Here is a 15,925-nt window from a genome sequence, read left to right as displayed (position 1 = left end):
ACAAAATGACATCGAAATTTGAAGCATCCGGTTTAGATGGGCAGTGTGAGTTGTTTGGCGTGAACATTTTCAAGTACCGCTGGTTCGACTGTCGGGGAACAGCAACGGTAATCGATCCCCATTATGGCACGGAAAAAGTGTTTCATGTCTATGAGGTGGAGATTGGCGGACATGAAGAAAATGCTGTCCCAAATCTCGTGATCGAGGGGTAAAAATGCACTTGACGGAATATCAGGAAGCAGCACTTTGGAGCGGCACGGTGTTCCGCTTTCCCGCGAAATATCCTTTTGAGTCCACGGTGGATTTGATGGTACACGGCGCTCCGTCCGGGTGGGTGTTCCTTACGGATATGCCAAGGACAGCAAAGCCGTGTACTATGAGAACTTTGTCGGCAAGATCAAAGTCTTGAAAAAGGCTGACCCTGTTACCTTTGTTTCCAACGATGACGGCTATTTCGGATGGGATGCCAAGCACTTCTATATCCAGAATAAACAGGTGACGGAAGAAGAATGGAACCAGAAACAACACTGACGGGAAAGGACGAACCCTATCCCCGCCCCCTGCGGCTTTGCGCGGGATGAGGATGGCGTATTCCAGCAGATCAAAGACTGGAAACCACAACAGGATGAGGAGGAACCTGATATGGACATTTTGCAGCAGTGCCAGAAATGGCATGAAAACGACGAATTTCAGAAGATTATCGACGCATTGGAGGCCGTTCCCGCCCAGGAACGCACCCCGGAAATGGACAGCGAGCTGGCCCGAGCCTACAACAATCTGGCGAACCCTTATGAGCCGGGGGGCCGGGAACTGCTCAAAAAAGCCATTGCCCTGCTGAAACCCCACGGGGAATATTTTGAAGGCGACCATCTCTGGAACTTCCGCATGGGTTATTCGTACTTCTATTTGGATCAGGAGGGCCGGGCCCTGCGATACTTTGAAAAGGCCCTGGAAGCCCGTCCTGGCGATGAAGACACCAAGGAGTTCATCGAATGGTGCAAAAACCGCATTTCTCTTCCTCAGTTTAGTGAATGCTTCCGGGAGCGGACAGAACTGTGGTGGGAGACCTTTGCCGAACAGGAGGCGGAGTTCCGCCAAATGATGGACGAGGACAAGGACCACACGCGGGGCCAGGGGCTGGTGGACCAGATGAAGAAATCCCTTAACCTGGTCTTTGACGAGATCTGCTTCGAGATGGGTTTTAACGGTGAGAAGTATGAGTTGATCCTCACCCCGGAGGGGGACAAGGTCAAGCTGTTTGAGCTGGTCTATTTCCAGAAGCACGCCCCAAAGGAGGCGCTGGAGCACTGGAACATCTTGGTGGGCCGCCAGCGCCTGGGGAGCATCGGCCTACGCACTGACGACGGCTGGGACATCTCCGGGGCGGATGTACAGGTCTGGCTGGAGAATCAGGGGGAAAACAATTTTGCCCTCTCTGCCTACTGCGAAAAGCTGCTGCCCATGCTCCAGGAGGAGGAAGGCAGGGTCTGGTGGATGCTCACCACCCTCACCGATCAGGTGCTGGGCGAGATCCCCCACATGAGATATATAGACAGCTTTGATGTGCTGGAGGCGCCCAAAGAGGAGCCGCCCATCCCCATGTTCCAGCTGCCCGCCAAGCTGAAGGAAAAGGGCTTGGATCTCTCCGCCGACCCGGAGGGCTATCTGGAGAGTTACCTGGGCTATCAAATGAATCCCAATGAAGACCCAGATGCTGACTGGCGGCTGGATGTGATAGTGGGTTCCACCTGCTGTGTCCCTCTGATCAACGGCTATCTGGGCGCAGACGACGACTTTATGGACAACCTCCACGCGGACGGCGCGGTGGCGGGCTTCTTCTGCTACCCGCTGGACACCCTACGGGAGGAGGAAGGCAGCCAAAAGATCTTCGACTTCCGGGAGAAGCTAGAGGAAGCACTCACTGCCGGGGATGGTCCGGAAGTGCTGACCCTCACCGGCGGGGCCACTGGCCTCTACTGCGGCTATGTGGACTTCATCGCCTGGGATCTGCGCACCGCTTTGAAGGCCGCGAAGGAATTCTTTGAGGGCAGCGATATCCCCTGGGCCAGCTTCCACACCTTCCGCCGGGAGGCTGGCACGGTGGGCCTAAAAAGCCCTTCCGAGGACGAGCCAGATTGCGAAGAGCAGGAGGAAACGCTGACGGGGATGGACTACATTCCCTATACTTCTCAGAACGCGGAGGCATTCTTCCAGCAGCTGGAGCAGTGGAACAATGAGGACGAGTACACTCGCTGTATTCAGGCATTAAACGCCATTCCGGAAGATTGGCAGAACTACCGAACCGCCTACGCCCTAGCGCGGGCGCTGGAAAACTACGCCATCCTGGGTGACCATCAGGAGGGCACTCCCCACTACAAGGGGGACAAGGCCCTCCTGCGGGCCATTACGGTGCTGGAATCCGTCCAGGAGGAGGGTCAAAACAAGGCGGAGTGGAACATGCGGATGGCCTACGGCTATCAATATCTCTATGCACAGGAAGAAAAGGCCATCCCCTACGCTCAACGGTGGGCGGAACTGGACCCAGAGGATGAGGATGCCCAGGCGGTAATCCGAGAATGTCTGGAAGAGATCCAAAAACGGCAGCACAGGGCCAAGCGCCAAAAGGAAGCCAAATTTGTATGCGGCGATATTCCCTTTGAAGGCTTCGATTTTACAAATTTCTGGGACGATGACGAATACGCCTTGAAGGAATATGTCAGCGATCCGCCTTCAGACGAGTTGATTGCCAGTGTGGAGGAAGAATTGGGCTATAAGCTGCCCGCCTCCTACATCTGGCTGATGAAGCAGCACAACGGCGGAATGCCGGTGAACACCTGTTATCCCACGGACGAACCCACCAGCTGGGCGGAGGACCATGTGGCCATCACCGGCATCTTCGGCATCGGGCGGGAGAAAGCCTGCTCTCTGTGCGGCGGCCTGGGCAGCCAATTCATGATCGACGAGTGGGGGTATCCGGCCATCGGCGTGGCCGTCTGCGACTGTCCCAGCGCCGGACATGACATGATCTTCCTGGACTACCGGGCCTGCGGTCCCCAGGGGGAGCCCGCCGTTGTTCATGTGGATCAAGAACAGGACTACAAGATCACCCCTCTGGCGGACAGCTTTGAGGAGTTCATCTGTGGCCTGGTAAACGAGTCCGCCTATGATCTGGATGCGGACGATGATCCCGACGACAATGAGGATGCAACGGATGAAGAAGCCGAGTCCGACCACAAGGGCGTCTTTAGCGGCTTTGTCCTTCTCTCCAAAGGGAAATGGGACAAGCAGCAGTTTATCCGGGATATGAAGGAAAAGTGGGACATCACTGTGGAGGAAGATGAGAATAAGAGCGACCATGCGGTGGTATTCGATGTAGGAGATATGATCGCCGCTGTCAGTCTGATGCCCTATCCCATTCCGGGCAGCGAGGCAGAGACGAATGCCGAGAACAACTATATGTGGCCGGATGCGGTCAAGGCAGCCAAAGAGCACAGCGCCCACATCATGGTGGCGGTGCTGGGCAAGGAAGAAGATGTCCTGGAGAAGGGCAAACTCTACACCAAACTCGTGGCTGCCTGCTGCCGTCAGAAATACGCCACTGGCGTCTACACCAGCGGTGTGGTGTTCGAGCCCCGGTTCTATGAGGGCTTTGCTGATATGATGAAGGAGGGTGAACTGCCCATTTTCAACTGGATCTGGTTCGGCCTGTACCGGGATAAAAGCGGGATGAACGCCTACACCTATGGCTTGGATGTATTCGGTAAGGACGAGATGGAGGTGCTGGGCACCGATGCCGAGCCGGGTGATCTGCGGGACTTCCTGGCCAACCTGGTTTCTTATGTGCTGGAAAACGATGTGGAACTCCACACCGGGGAAACCATCGGTTTCTCGGCGGACGACAAGCACACCATTACCCGTAGCCCTGGTGTAAGCCTGCCGGAGGAACAGATGACCCTGAAAATTTCCTGGGAATCGTCGGACGGCGGCCCGGATGACGATGGAAAGGAAGGCCCGGACGGCGAAAAGTCCCAGGATGCGGATGAGCCCGGTGAACCCGAGGTCTACACCGAAGAGGAGATGGAGGCCATCGAAGAGCATATCCAGCAGTATTTTGGCAAGTTCGAGAATGTGTTTCATGAGCTGGCTTCCCCCGACATCCATGTGGACATCTGCATGGTACCTCCCTCTGCGGGGCGGGACTACTACACCCTGGTCACCATGGGCATGGGCGCCCACCGAATGAATGTACCGGAGGAACTGGCGGAATACAATTTGGAGCGGGCAGAACTCGCCATCGCCCTGCCGAAGAATTGGAAGATGAAGCATGAAGATCTCAAGGACGAGCGGTGGTACTGGCCAATCCGCCTGCTGAAAGTCCTGGCCCGTCTCCCCATTGCCAGCGACACCTGGCTGGGCTTTGGACACACCATGGACAATGAACAGCCATTTGCGGAAAACACGAAGCTCTGTGCTGCCATCTTGACCGGCCCTCAGGGCACGGAGGATGGCAGCGAGGTCTGCGCCCTGCCGGGCGGCGAGGAGGTCAACTTCTATCAGGTGATCCCCCTTTACCGGGACGAATTAGAGTATAAACTGGCCCATGATGCAGATACCCTGCTGGACAAAATGTCAGGCATCTGCTTTGTTGTGGAGCCCGACCGCCAGGATGCCATCACCAGAGGCACCCTTTGCAGCGGGGATGACGAGGACGACTATGTCGTGGAAATGGACGACGGGGCCTATCACCTGGAGACCATCCAGGAGAAAAATCTGCCTATGGACGAGATCAACGCCTACAACCACATGGCGATCTACCTGCGTTGGTGCATAGAGCGTGACCTGATGGGCGAAGAATTCCTCGCAGAATATGGCGCAGTGGTCAAACAGGTCAAGGCCGATCCTGACAGTGTGGATCTGCGGGAGTTTATCCGGGATAAGTTGGACAGCCAGCTCGTCGGTCCCCTGTTCAACAAGATGGGCCGAGCATTTGCCTCCTACTACTATGGGGAGCTAGACAGCCCCTATTATCCCAGCGACATCGACAATTACGCCATCGGTATCATTGGGCAGGAGCGCAATTACTCCGACGAGATCCAGGACGAGGCATACCTGTTTCTTCCCTTTGACGAGGAATATTACCGGGCCATGGCAACGGTGATCGAAGAACGATTCGTCAACTGGCAGGGGCAGGACTATGACGAGGACACCCTGGAGCCCTCCGATGTGGCCCAGGCCATCATGGAGTATCTGGATTGCGAGTGCACCTATTTTCCCTCTATGAAGGACGACGACCCCATCATGGCGGCGTACAGTTATGCCAAGCGGGACAGCTCCCATGAGGGCTTTATACCAGTGCTGATCAAGCCGGAGGAGTCTCTGCTGGAGTGCCTAGTGATGAACGCCGACCCGAAAAATGATGCAGACTATTATGAATTTGACCTCAAAACCGTAGTGGAGTACCGTAAGAAGATGCTCTCTGCCCCCATCAAGGACGGGAAGGCAGTCCTTGATGCCCTGACGGATCAGCGCAAGGCAGAAGCCGAGGATGACGATATGGATTGGAAGGAGGAGCGCCTGGGCGAGATGGAGGGTGGCTATGTCAACTGCCGCTTCTCCAGCTACTGGGACGATGATACCGAGATGACCTATCCCCTCATTCTAGCCAAGATCCCGGTGAAGAACCCCTGGGAGATTTTTGCCTACCTACCCTTCGGCAACTGGAATGAGTGCCCCGGCACAGAGGATCTCATGGCCGTCGCCAAATACTGGTTCGAGCAGTACAGCGCTGTACCTGGCGCGATGTCCCACGACGAGCTGGAATTTGACCTCCCGGCTCCGGTTGCTGAGGACAGGGCCATGGATGTGGCCGTGGAGCAATACGGCTTCTGCCCCGATGTGATCGACCAGGGGCCGGAGGACGCCACCGTGGGCACTTTAGCAGATGTGTTGCAGCAGTCCACCGTCTGGTACTTCTGGTGGGATTGATCGGATGGTGTTTCTATGAACGAATACCTGAAACAATACATCAAACTCCAAAAGCCATTTCGTGTCACCCAGGGAAACCCGGACAGTGTCTGCGCCCTCTACGCTTTCAAAGACGAGTTGGAACAGTCCGAAGACAAACAGGCTAAGGAAATACTGGTGGATGTGTACGACCTGCTGGGTTTCAAAAAAAGCGCCTACGACCTGCTCTGCCAGATCGGAGACCGCTCCGATAAAAAGATCCTCAAGCGGCTGGGCACACTGAAGGACTATTCGGAGAAATGGGGAAATCACTACGCCCTCCCCAAGCCAAAAACGCCGGAGGAAAAACGGAAAGAGAAAGAGCGGTGGGCCCAGCTGGGCCTGCCCGCTTTCCAATATCATCCTGACCCTCTGGATACCGGGGCCTTTGAGGAATCCCAGGAGGGCGTTGTCTGCGACTGCTGCGGCAAGACTACACATATCTTCTATACAGCGCCCTTTTTCTCCGTGGAGAATATTGCGTATTTGTGCCCTGCGTGCATCGCCAGTGGCGAGGCCGCCCGGAAATATCATGGCAGTTTTCAGGACAACTACTCTTTGGACGATGGCGTAGACAATCCAGAGAAACTGGATGAGCTCATCCACCGTACCCCCGGCTACTCCGGCTGGCAGCAGGAATACTGGCGGGCCCACTGCAACGACTACTGCGCCTTTCTGGGCTATGTAGGCGCCAGAGAACTGCGGGCAATGGGCGTGTTGGAGGAAGTGCTGGACGACCCTATGTGGGACGAGAAGCAGAAGGATATGATCCAGGAATCCGTCAATGGTGGGCATCTGCAATGCTATCTGTTCCAGTGCCTCCACTGCGGAAAGCACCTGGTCTGGATGGATTTCGATTGAGGAGGTTTCCGCACCCATGGAAAAAATCTTTCTCATTCCTGCCACGAACAAGCAATGGCGAATCGAAATAGATGGCCAAACCATCCGAACCTGCCTGAACGGCGGGAAGGTCAAAGAGCTGGTCTGTGACTCTGCCTTCCAGGTCAAAAGCAGGGCCGCCAGCGGCAGGAACTGTCCAATGGCAACTGTTCCGGTGAGATTTACATAGCCATCTGGGACTGGTGCGAAAGTGAGCTGGACATGGACGTCCGCTTTCCTGCACCCCAGACAGATAACACCCTGGACTGCGTCCTGCTTGAGGGGAGTTGGCAAAGGTACTGCTGGCGGCGCTGGAGGAGCAGGGGCTACCGGAGCTGGCCGCCGAGATCGCCCCGGACTGGGATTTGCCCGCCGAGGTGGTGCAGAGTGGGTTGGAAACGCTGCGCTCCCATTTGGAACAGGTGCAAGGTGATACCGTTCTGCTGTATGAGATGACTTGACAGGGCGAGGCCCCATAGAATGTGAAAAGAAGGTGTTTGGAAGATGAGAGAGGTGTTTACTATCGATGGCCGCCGCTTTTCCAATATGGCTGGCTTCTACCGAGAGGCGGAGTGGGTGTTCACCTGCGGTTTAGACTGGAAGATTGGCCGGAACCTGAACGCATTCAATGATATTCTCCGGGGCGGTCTTGGGCGTCATGGGTATGGCCAGCCCATCCATATCAAGTGGCTGGCCTATGAAAAAAGCGTCCGTGATCCCGGCAAAGAGACCATGGACACCATTGCGGAAATCATTTTGGATACGGACAATTCCGGGCACGACTGTACCCTGGAACATCTTTGACCGAACAGAAAAGGAGGCACACCATGGGACTTGACATCTATGCCGGGACACTGACCCGGTACTATTCCCACAACTGGAAAACCGTTGTTCAGCAGTGGGCGGAGAAAAACGGATATTCCTTCAGCAGGATCTCCCCGGATGGGGAGCCCGCCGGCAACGAGGAGGAGCTTTCCCCAGCGGAGGTCCAGGCAACAGTGGAGAACTGGCGAGATCAAATCTTGGACGCCATTTCTCAGCCGGACCAGCCGCCCTATGCCCCTTGGCCGGAGGACAATGAGAAACCCTATTACACAGACAAGCCCGATTGGGATGCCTTGGGCGCTATGCTGCTTGTAGCCGCCTGTCATACCTATGGGCAGCCGGTGCCGCCCACTGTAGAAAAGGACTGGGATTTTGGGGAACATCCCCTGATCGCCCGCCTTGCGGAAGATCCGGAGCGGGTGTGGTCCCTGTTTCGTGGGGCCACCTGGTGGATTCCCCTGTCAGACAGCTTTATGTTCCAGGCGCCCTTGCCCACTGACGCCCAAACCATAATTGGTACCTTGGGTGGGTTGCGGAAGGAACTGGAGAAACTGAACCAGCTGGCGTGGCGGGCCGATGAGGTCACCATCCTCCGCTGGACCGAAACCGAAGGCTACCCAGTGGATGGCACCATAGGCCCGGACGGGCAGTACAGCAAAGCGGACATTCCTGAACATACCCAGTACGATACCCAGTCCCTGGCCAAGTTCTCCTTCTCCATGTTTTGGCAGGCTATGCGGTTTGCAGAGGAGCAGCAGGTGCCCATCCTGCTGGATTATTGATGAAGTTTTGAGCGGAGGCCGATTCCATGGAGCAAAACCACCCATCCGATAATTTGCGAATGCCCTGGCCTACCTGTGGGCTGGGCCTGGGTGAAAAAGAGGGGAAGCGGCCGAAGAAGGGCGACTTCCAAAGGAAGGGAAAAATGGCCTAACTTACCTGGTTTGGTTTGAGCGAATCCGCCACAACTATCTGGACTATGAGAACAGCCATGGAAATATCGAGGTAGGCTTCCACTATACAATTTATCAAGGGGATGACCTCCCTTATTCTTTCGCCATGGAAGTGCCCACGGGTGGCACCCGCTTCCAGCTGCTGACAGAGGACCTACAGCTGGACACATAGATGCTGGATACCTTCATCCTGCTGGTCCAGGCCAACTACCTGGATTATATCGACCTCTTTGAGGCTGGCCGGGCGAAGGCGCTCCAACTGGTCTGCGCTCCCTTTACTCAGCCGGAGGACTACAGCTGGACCATTCAAGTGAAAGAGCGGATGATCGAGAGCTATGGAACGCCGGAGCAGCTGGCGGAATACCGGCGGCAGGAGGAATTGCGCAAGATGCCGGAAAACAAAGTGCGCCAGTGGATGGGGGCACAAATCTTCCATTTCTCCCATGCCCACTATGTGGATCATGACTGGGCTGCGAGCCGCACTGTCGAGGAATTGGATGCCTTTATAGAGGACTTTGTCCGGGCGAAAAAGCAGTATGACACATGAAGCGCGGAGAACGAGGCGGACTATCAACTCTACCGTCAGGAAACGGATACGGAAAAGCGGACTACCGGGTCTGGTGCCTGATCGGCCACTCCCGTAATCTGCCTAAGGAGATTGTCCATCAAGCGTTGCAGTTTAGATTCAAGTTATCCCAGACAAAAAGGAGGAAAAGAAATGAGCGATGAAGTATTCCAGCAAAATCTGGACAATGAAAGAGGCCTTCGGCCCGGCGGCCCCTTTCTCATCCAGATGCTGTTCAAAGAGCCGGTGGCAATGCCCGGCAAGGATGAAATGACCGCTGTGATCGAAAAGCATATCGGGGCGGTAGAGTGTTTCTGCCACAATGATAAGACTGCGGGCTTTGCAACCTTGGAGCATATTGCGGAGTTCAAGGATGGCAAAGGCCCTGCACAGCTCATGGTGATGGGTTGTACCAGTTTTAAGGGCGATGGATTCGACGCTTTCCTGATGAGCCAGATGTGGGACTGCCAGGAGGATCGGGAACGGATTTTCCAAGAGTGCCAGTATCAGGTCGTAGCCATTGATATGCTGGCGGCGGCGCTTCCGGCCTTGGAACGGGCAAATCTGGATGCTGACTTTTTAGACGCTCTTGCAGAACTGTATCCCACCTGTGAGGCATTCTACTTCCAAAATTGCGGCAAGCTCTTTCTGGCTGAGGATGTGCGTTCCCACCAGATCGAGGGACCGGATCGCTTCATTCGCTTCGGGGTCAATGTCCGTTTCTTCAACATTCAGGGCACCGAGGATATGCTCATCGACACTGTGGGCATGAGCACCCTGTTCTTGCCGGATCTTCAGTACCACTTCCATGGTATGAACCCCAACTGGGTGGTGAACCATGCCTACAATGTGGCGTCATATATCCTGGCAAATGACAACCCTGTTGAGGACGGGGAAACCATGGACGGTATCATGGATGGTCAGATAAGCTGGAGGGTTCAGTGGAAGTGCCAATATGAGGACGCGCTAATCCAGCCGCCCAGAGAGGTGCTGGATATCAACATGGGGAAATACGCCTCGGGAGGCCGCTGATTTTTTTATGCAGTACGCCAAACTGTCTATGATAATTCGAACGCTTTAATCTTTGCTGGGGTTGACATTGTAGCGGTCAATCGCACACAAAATCAGTATTTCATTGGGAATAGGCTTTTCGAATATGCCGAATTGAAAATGCTGGCGGATGCAGTTGCATCTTCCAAAATTATTTCTGCAAAAAAGTCGGAAGCTCTGGCACAAAAGCTGGGATGCTTGACGAGTATCCATCAGGCAGAATAGCTCAAGGGGTTTGTCAGCTTATCCAGCTGTATGAAGCCAGGCAATGAAAAAGTCTCCTACATAATTGACAGTATTCAATCTGCTATTTTGGATCACCAGCAAATGGAATTTCCATACTTATGAATACATTTCCTTTGCCTCATTCCTAACTTCCACTAATTTATTTGCTGAGGTTTTTAGCGCCCCCGGTAGAACCGGGGGTTTTGTCATGCTGTAACCGACATAAGAAAAGCCGAAAGCCCTAAATAAATCAAGGCCCTCGGCTTTTAATCCGGCATCGTCCCTGGCAGGATCCAAATCATTCCATTTTTAGGAGACGGTTGCCGCATATAGGAAGATATAAAATGGTTTGTTTTTTTGATATGGATTCTGATTTTTCTGTTTTGCCACGCAGTGCATTCCGTGGGTATCATAAAATGAATAATTGCATCCTGTATCGGTATATAGAAAGAAGTTTTTATGTGCAAAATATGCCTGTGCCTTTTCAAAGAGTGCTGTTCCAATCCCCTTCCCCTGCAAACTTGGTTCCACTGCAAAAAGTGTGACCTCCCCATCAAATTGGCGCCCACTCTCTTTTAACAGTTTGGCGCACAGTTGGTCGTATTCCGCCATTCGTGTCCGCATAACCTCAACGGCCTTTGTATGTAACTTCTGCGGAAATTCCACTTTACCCAACCGAATGGGGTTCAAACAGAATTTGTCGTCTATGGCCAAAAAGCCGGCGATCTTTTGCATCCAAAGGGCCACCTGCACGGATGTTGAATGGCTTAAAGTATTCAGCAGGTATTCCCGCGCCATGTGCCACCCAATTGTATGGCCTCCACACATGGAATCCATCTTCCATACTCTCTCCACAATCCGTGTCAAAGCATCCAGATCCCCGTCTTGCATAGCACGGAACTGCAACATAGAAGAACCTCCTAGATCCTCTTAAGATATTATTATCTTACAGCATCTTTTGTTCCTTCAAAGGACCATCAACCGGTCTGTTTCTCCTCATGGAAACGTCTAAGCTGCTGTTCCTTTGTCATTAATCCCTGCTCATACCGCTCAATTTTCATATTCAGCCGGTCCAGGGACTTTTGCATATCTTCCATACGGGCAAGCAGCTGCTCCCTCTGTTCGATCAATAACGCCTTGCGGGTATCGATCGTATCGTCGCCTTGTTGGAATAAAGCCACATACTCGATCAAAGCTTCAATCTGTACGCCGGCCGCCCGCATACATTTCATCAATTCCACCCAGCCGCAGGATTCCTCATCATAATCCCGAAGGCCGCTCTTTGTGCGGGGCACGGGTGGGATCAACCCAATACGTTCATAGTAACGTAGGGTATCAGCGGATATTTCATATTTTCTGCTCACTTCTGCAATCGTCATATGAATTCCTCCTGGTTCGTTCTGATTTTATGCTATTCCAAGGGCCTGCCCATTTTCGGATTGCCTCCACAGAGGCCAAAAATCTGTTCCCCTGGAATTGGATGCCAATCCCTTTTTCTACCTTTGCCCTGTGGAGCAAGCGGCCTCGACATCCTCTTCCGCATGGCCTAGCCATCCGCTATTGGTCATAGGCGAATCGCCCGTTAAGTCGGTATCCACGGTTTCAACGCCGGCATATACCCATGCTCTACTTCTTCCCCCTGCTCCACCACAACAGTATGGCTTTTCTCATAGAAAGTAACGGTCTAGATCTCCACCATATCCATATAGCTGCCGACGCAACATCTCTGCCGCCTGCTTAGTGTGCCCTGTGTAGGATCCGTGCGTTCACTTCTACGCCCTTTTAGGAACTCCATTTAATCTCCTGCTACAGGGATTCCCTCGGATTTTAGCCAAGCGGCAATTTCTGCACGCGCTGTACCAACGGAACTTCCACGGACCGACAGCCCCTTTTTCAGAGCCGCTGTTGGGCACAACCCTCGGATATCCGCTTCACTATGGCCCATGCCACTACCTTCATTCGTACAAAATGGCAGGATGGTTTTTCCAGCAAAATCGTACGACCCTAAAAAAGTCCACACTGGCATGGGCATGGTTCCGCACCAATTTGGATACCCCAAAAAAATGGTATCATAGGCGTCCCAATTTCGAACACAATCCAATATCTCCGGACGGGCCCCGCTTTGCAGCTCTTCCCTGGCCTCGGCTACACATTTGCGATAATTTTCCGCATATTCCCTTGTGGGTTGAATGCAAAAGAGATCCCCTCCGGTCAGATTTTGGATCTCTTTTGCTGCAACTTCCGTATTTCCTACAGGAAGATCCAGGATCTGGCCATTGACATAGTTTTCGCCTTTGCGGGAAAAATACGCAATCAAATATTTATTCATAGCGATCGCTCCTTCTTTTCGGATAAACCATCGGGGACAAGTCCGCCTCAAATGGCTGCCTCCCGTTCTTTTCCTATTAAGACTAACACATGCAGCGCACTCCATGTCAAGTAATCTTAAAAATATTTCATTTTTAAACAGGCACTGCCTACCATATGGTACTCCGTCAAGCTTCCTTTTCTGCTGCATCGTTGACACAACGCAAGGCATTGAGGCTGCGTGGATAGCCGATATAGGGCAAGCATTGGGAAATAATGCTTATCAGGAAGGCTTTATCATTTCCAATACGCATATTGGCGGCTGCATGGCTGGTGAGCTGCGGCTCACAGCCCCCCTGTGCGGCTAAAAAGCAGAAGGTAATCATCTCGCGCTGCTGATAGTCGAGCCCTTTTCGGGTGTAATAGTCCCCAAAACAGTTGTCTGCCAGCCAACGATTGATATGGCGGCTCTCCTCCGGGCCAGACCGATAGAAGCCACGCATTCCCTCACCAAAAATGTCCACCTGTACCTGGGCCCCTGCCTCTAACCGGTTCTCCATAGTGGTTTCCGCCTGCCCCTCCAACGGAAGCAGAACACCCTCGGATATTAGGCATGCATTTACTGCGTCTAGGAAGGGATACACCCGCCCAATCCCCAAGTAGGCAACAGACTGATAAACAATTTCCTTGATCTCGACCGGTGTAACACCAAAACGGAGTGCCGCCGGCACCATAACTTTGAACATATCCAGCCCTTGGCAACCCAAAAGCGCTGCTAAAATTGCCATGAAACGGGTGCGTCCATCCAAGGCGTCCTGGTTCACAACCTCATCAAAAGCGAAGTTGGTAAACCTCTCTATGAATTCTGGATCTGTTTCCGAGAGCTTTGATGAATACCCAGGAATCATTTTTTCCAGGTACCGTTTTGAAAATTCTGTAATTGCCATATTCCGGATCTCCTTTCACACATAGCCGGGGCGTTGGCAACATACTCCCTTGCATAAATCTCTTTTAATAAGACTTTAGCATTTCGAGTGTACTCCATGTCAAGAGGAGAATGCAAAAATTATGCTTCCACTTGACAAAAAAAATTTGGAACTATAATTAGTTTTAAATAGAACAGTTTTTATAGAAACTATTTAACGTATGACACCAAGGGGGATTCCTATGTGAGCCAAAAGAGCAATTTCCTGGTAAATATCCGGCGGATTATCAAGCTGCATGAGACTATGCTAAAGCAAATCTGCCAGGATTATCACCTTTCTTTAATTGAGGCAACAATCATCAGTTTCTTGTACAACAATCCTGGAAAGGACACAGCCGCAGATATTGTAGAACTACGTATGTTATCCAAAGGGAATGTATCCCAAGCGGTGGAGAGTCTGATTCAGAAATCGATTCTTCAGCGGAAACAGGACACGGAAGACCGAAGAAAAATTCATCTCTCTTTAACGCCAGCCGCCCATCCTATTACACAAGAATTGGAAATCATCAGCAAAGAGTTCCTCGAAGAGGTCTTTTCCGGCCTATCTCAGGAGGAGTTGGAGCTGCTGGAACGGATGAATGATCGGATTATAGAAAACACAAAAAACGCCATAGCAAGGAGAGAAAAGCTATGAATGAGGAAAAAGATTTTTTGGAAAAAGAACCGGTTGGAAAGCTTTTGTTGCGCTTAGCCCTTCCTACGGTTACCGCACAGATCATCAATATGCTTTACAACATTGTCGACCGTATGTACATCGGCCATATTCCTGAAACAGGGGCCATGGCTCTTACAGGAGTAGGAGTCTGTATGCCATTGATTATGATTGTGACGGCGTTTGCAGCATTTGTGGGATATGGCGGCGCGCCAAGGGCTTCTATCTTTATGGGAAAAGGCGACCATACCTCTGCGGAAAAGACGCTAGGAAACTGTTTTGTCATTCAGATCTTGATTTCCATCTTACTAACAGCGGCCCTCTTGCTTTGGAACCGTGATTTCCTCATGGCGTTTGGTGCCAGCGAAAATACCATCCAATATGGTGTCGACTACATGAACATCTATGCGATTGGCACTATTTTTGTCCAGCTTACCCTTGGGATGAACGCATTCATCACCGCGCAAGGATTTGCCAAAACAGGGATGCTCTCTGTCTTGATCGGTGCTGTCGCCAATATCATCCTTGATCCCATTTTCATTTTCGGATTCGGGATGGGCGTCAAGGGCGCTGCCCTAGCAACTATCCTCTCGCAGGCTATGTCGTGCATATGGGTTTTAGCCTTCCTGTTTGGCAAGAGGACACATCTAAAGATTAAAAAAGAAAATTTGGGGTTGCAGGCAAAGATTGTTTTGCCTAGCCTTGCACTTGGATGTTCTACTTTCGTTATGCAAGCAAGTGAAAGCGTTATCTCTGTCTGCTTTAATTCATCGCTGCTGCAATACGGCGGTGATATCGCTGTAGGCGCGATGACCATTCTAACCAGCGTCATGCAGTTCGCTATGCTCCCTCTACAGGGGCTTGGACAGGGCGCACAGCCCATTATCAGTTACAATTATGGCGCTGGTAATGTGGAACGGGTAAAAGCAGCTTTTAAACTTCTATTGAAAGCCAGCCTCTGCTATTCTATATTGCTCTGGCTCTTTGTAATGTTCTTCCCACAGGCGTTTGCCGCCATGTTTACTTCGGACGCATCCCTGATGGAGTATACAAAAACTGCGCTGCGCATCTATATGGCTTGCTTGCTTCTGTTCGGTATTCAGATGGCCTGCCAGATGACATTCACCTCTTTGGGAAAGGCAAAGGCTTCCATCCTTGTGGCGGTGATGCGTAAGTTTATTCTGTTGATCCCGCTCATCTATATCATGCCAACGCTCTTCACTTCCAACCAAACTATGGCGGTGTATATGGCCGAACCCGTTGCAGATTTTCTTGCGGTCAGCTTTACGGCCATCCTTTTTACATTCCAATTCAAAAAAGTGATCGCGCAAATGACCACCTCTTCTTCATCCAAAAAAGAACATGTTACAATATAAAAGAAATGGGAAACCGGGGCTTCCGAAAAAATGAAGTGACCCCGAAAAGTTAGACAATATTTTTGAAGAAATTGCTCAAGCAACCGAAAGGGCTTGTTGTCTGTG

16 protein-coding genes and 1 pseudogene are annotated in these 15,925 nt (G+C 52.2%); 13 read left to right on the top strand and 4 right to left on the bottom strand.

All coding sequences use genetic code 11. From position 1 onward, the window contains the following. The first annotated feature begins 5 nt into the window (after positions 1-5). The 11 genes and pseudogenes from B5F54_RS13075 to B5F54_RS18300 all read left to right on the top strand — a co-directional run. On the top strand, positions 6-212 hold the full coding sequence (locus B5F54_RS13075) for a hypothetical protein (protein ID WP_087234700.1): 207 nt from the start codon (positions 6-8) through the stop codon (positions 210-212). Positions 213-330: 118 nt separating this feature from the next. After that, on the top strand, positions 331-531 hold the full coding sequence (locus tag B5F54_RS13070; protein ID WP_087234699.1) for a DKNYY domain-containing protein: 201 nt from the start codon (positions 331-333) through the stop codon (positions 529-531). Between the two features lie 111 nt (positions 532-642). Next, positions 643-5,985 carry a suppressor of fused domain protein gene (locus B5F54_RS13065; protein ID WP_242969707.1) on the top strand — a complete coding sequence of 1,781 codons (5,343 nt, stop codon included), beginning with the start codon at positions 643-645 and terminating at the stop codon, positions 5,983-5,985. Positions 5,986-6,000: 15 nt separating this feature from the next. Then, positions 6,001-6,864 carry a CbrC family protein gene (locus tag B5F54_RS13060; RefSeq protein ID WP_087234698.1) on the top strand — a complete coding sequence of 288 codons (864 nt, stop codon included), beginning with the start codon at positions 6,001-6,003 and terminating at the stop codon, positions 6,862-6,864. A gap of 16 nt (positions 6,865-6,880) precedes the next feature. Next, positions 6,881-7,072: a hypothetical protein gene (locus B5F54_RS13055; RefSeq protein WP_087234697.1), complete on the top strand. Its 192-nt coding sequence runs from the start codon at positions 6,881-6,883 to the stop codon at positions 7,070-7,072. A 97-nt stretch (positions 7,073-7,169) separates the two neighbouring features. Then, a complete protein-coding gene (locus tag B5F54_RS18440) occupies positions 7,170-7,343 on the top strand; it encodes a hypothetical protein (RefSeq protein ID WP_242969706.1) in 174 nt (57 codons plus the stop codon). A gap of 43 nt (positions 7,344-7,386) precedes the next feature. Continuing rightward, a complete protein-coding gene (locus B5F54_RS13045; RefSeq protein ID WP_087234696.1) occupies positions 7,387-7,686 on the top strand; it encodes a barstar family protein in 300 nt (99 codons plus the stop codon). Between the two features lie 23 nt (positions 7,687-7,709). Continuing rightward, positions 7,710-8,489 carry a hypothetical protein gene (locus tag B5F54_RS13040; RefSeq protein ID WP_087234695.1) on the top strand — a complete coding sequence of 260 codons (780 nt, stop codon included), beginning with the start codon at positions 7,710-7,712 and terminating at the stop codon, positions 8,487-8,489. 343 nt (positions 8,490-8,832) lie between these two features. Continuing rightward, a complete protein-coding gene (locus B5F54_RS18435) occupies positions 8,833-9,207 on the top strand; it encodes a hypothetical protein (protein ID WP_442856129.1) in 375 nt (124 codons plus the stop codon). Between the two features lie 171 nt (positions 9,208-9,378). Further along, complete coding sequence (locus B5F54_RS13030; protein WP_087234694.1) at positions 9,379-10,257, top strand: DUF4261 domain-containing protein; 879 nt, start codon at positions 9,379-9,381, stop codon at positions 10,255-10,257. Positions 10,258-10,266: 9 nt separating this feature from the next. Beyond that, positions 10,267-10,617: pseudogene (locus B5F54_RS18300) on the top strand (hypothetical protein); the annotation flags it as partial. Between the two features lie 192 nt (positions 10,618-10,809). On the opposite strand, the gene B5F54_RS13020 reads toward B5F54_RS18300, so the two are convergent. The 4 genes from B5F54_RS13020 to B5F54_RS13005 all read right to left on the bottom strand — a co-directional run bounded on the left by B5F54_RS13020 (position 10,810) and on the right by B5F54_RS13005 (position 13,754). Then, positions 10,810-11,112 (bottom strand): GNAT family N-acetyltransferase, encoded by a 303-nt coding sequence (locus tag B5F54_RS13020; protein WP_330396783.1) that lies wholly within the window; start codon positions 11,110-11,112, stop codon positions 10,810-10,812. Between the two features lie 365 nt (positions 11,113-11,477). After that, positions 11,478-11,879 carry a MerR family transcriptional regulator gene (locus B5F54_RS13015; RefSeq protein WP_087234692.1) on the bottom strand — a complete coding sequence of 134 codons (402 nt, stop codon included), beginning with the start codon at positions 11,877-11,879 and terminating at the stop codon, positions 11,478-11,480. A 416-nt stretch (positions 11,880-12,295) separates the two neighbouring features. After that, on the bottom strand, positions 12,296-12,829 hold the full coding sequence (locus tag B5F54_RS13010) for a flavodoxin (RefSeq protein WP_087234691.1): 534 nt from the start codon (positions 12,827-12,829) through the stop codon (positions 12,296-12,298). Between the two features lie 166 nt (positions 12,830-12,995). Further along, positions 12,996-13,754 carry a carboxymuconolactone decarboxylase family protein gene (locus tag B5F54_RS13005; protein ID WP_087234690.1) on the bottom strand — a complete coding sequence of 253 codons (759 nt, stop codon included), beginning with the start codon at positions 13,752-13,754 and terminating at the stop codon, positions 12,996-12,998. Between the two features lie 222 nt (positions 13,755-13,976). Here B5F54_RS13005 and B5F54_RS13000 point away from each other — a divergent pair, with 222 nt between their 5' ends. Beyond that, positions 13,977-14,426, top strand: coding sequence for a MarR family winged helix-turn-helix transcriptional regulator (locus tag B5F54_RS13000; protein WP_087234689.1), 450 nt, complete (start codon positions 13,977-13,979; stop codon positions 14,424-14,426). Further along, on the top strand, positions 14,423-15,820 hold the full coding sequence (locus tag B5F54_RS12995; protein ID WP_087234688.1) for an MATE family efflux transporter: 1,398 nt from the start codon (positions 14,423-14,425) through the stop codon (positions 15,818-15,820). The genes B5F54_RS13000 and B5F54_RS12995 overlap by 4 nt, the downstream gene beginning before the upstream one ends. The last annotated feature ends 105 nt before the right edge of the window (positions 15,821-15,925 follow it).

The organism is Anaeromassilibacillus sp. An250 (genome assembly GCF_002159845.1).
GTDB classification, from domain to species: Bacteria; Bacillota; Clostridia; order Oscillospirales; family Acutalibacteraceae; genus Anaeromassilibacillus; species Anaeromassilibacillus stercoravium.
The sequence above is the reverse complement of the archived record's forward strand: the minus strand, read 5'-3'. Positions and strand labels throughout refer to the sequence as shown.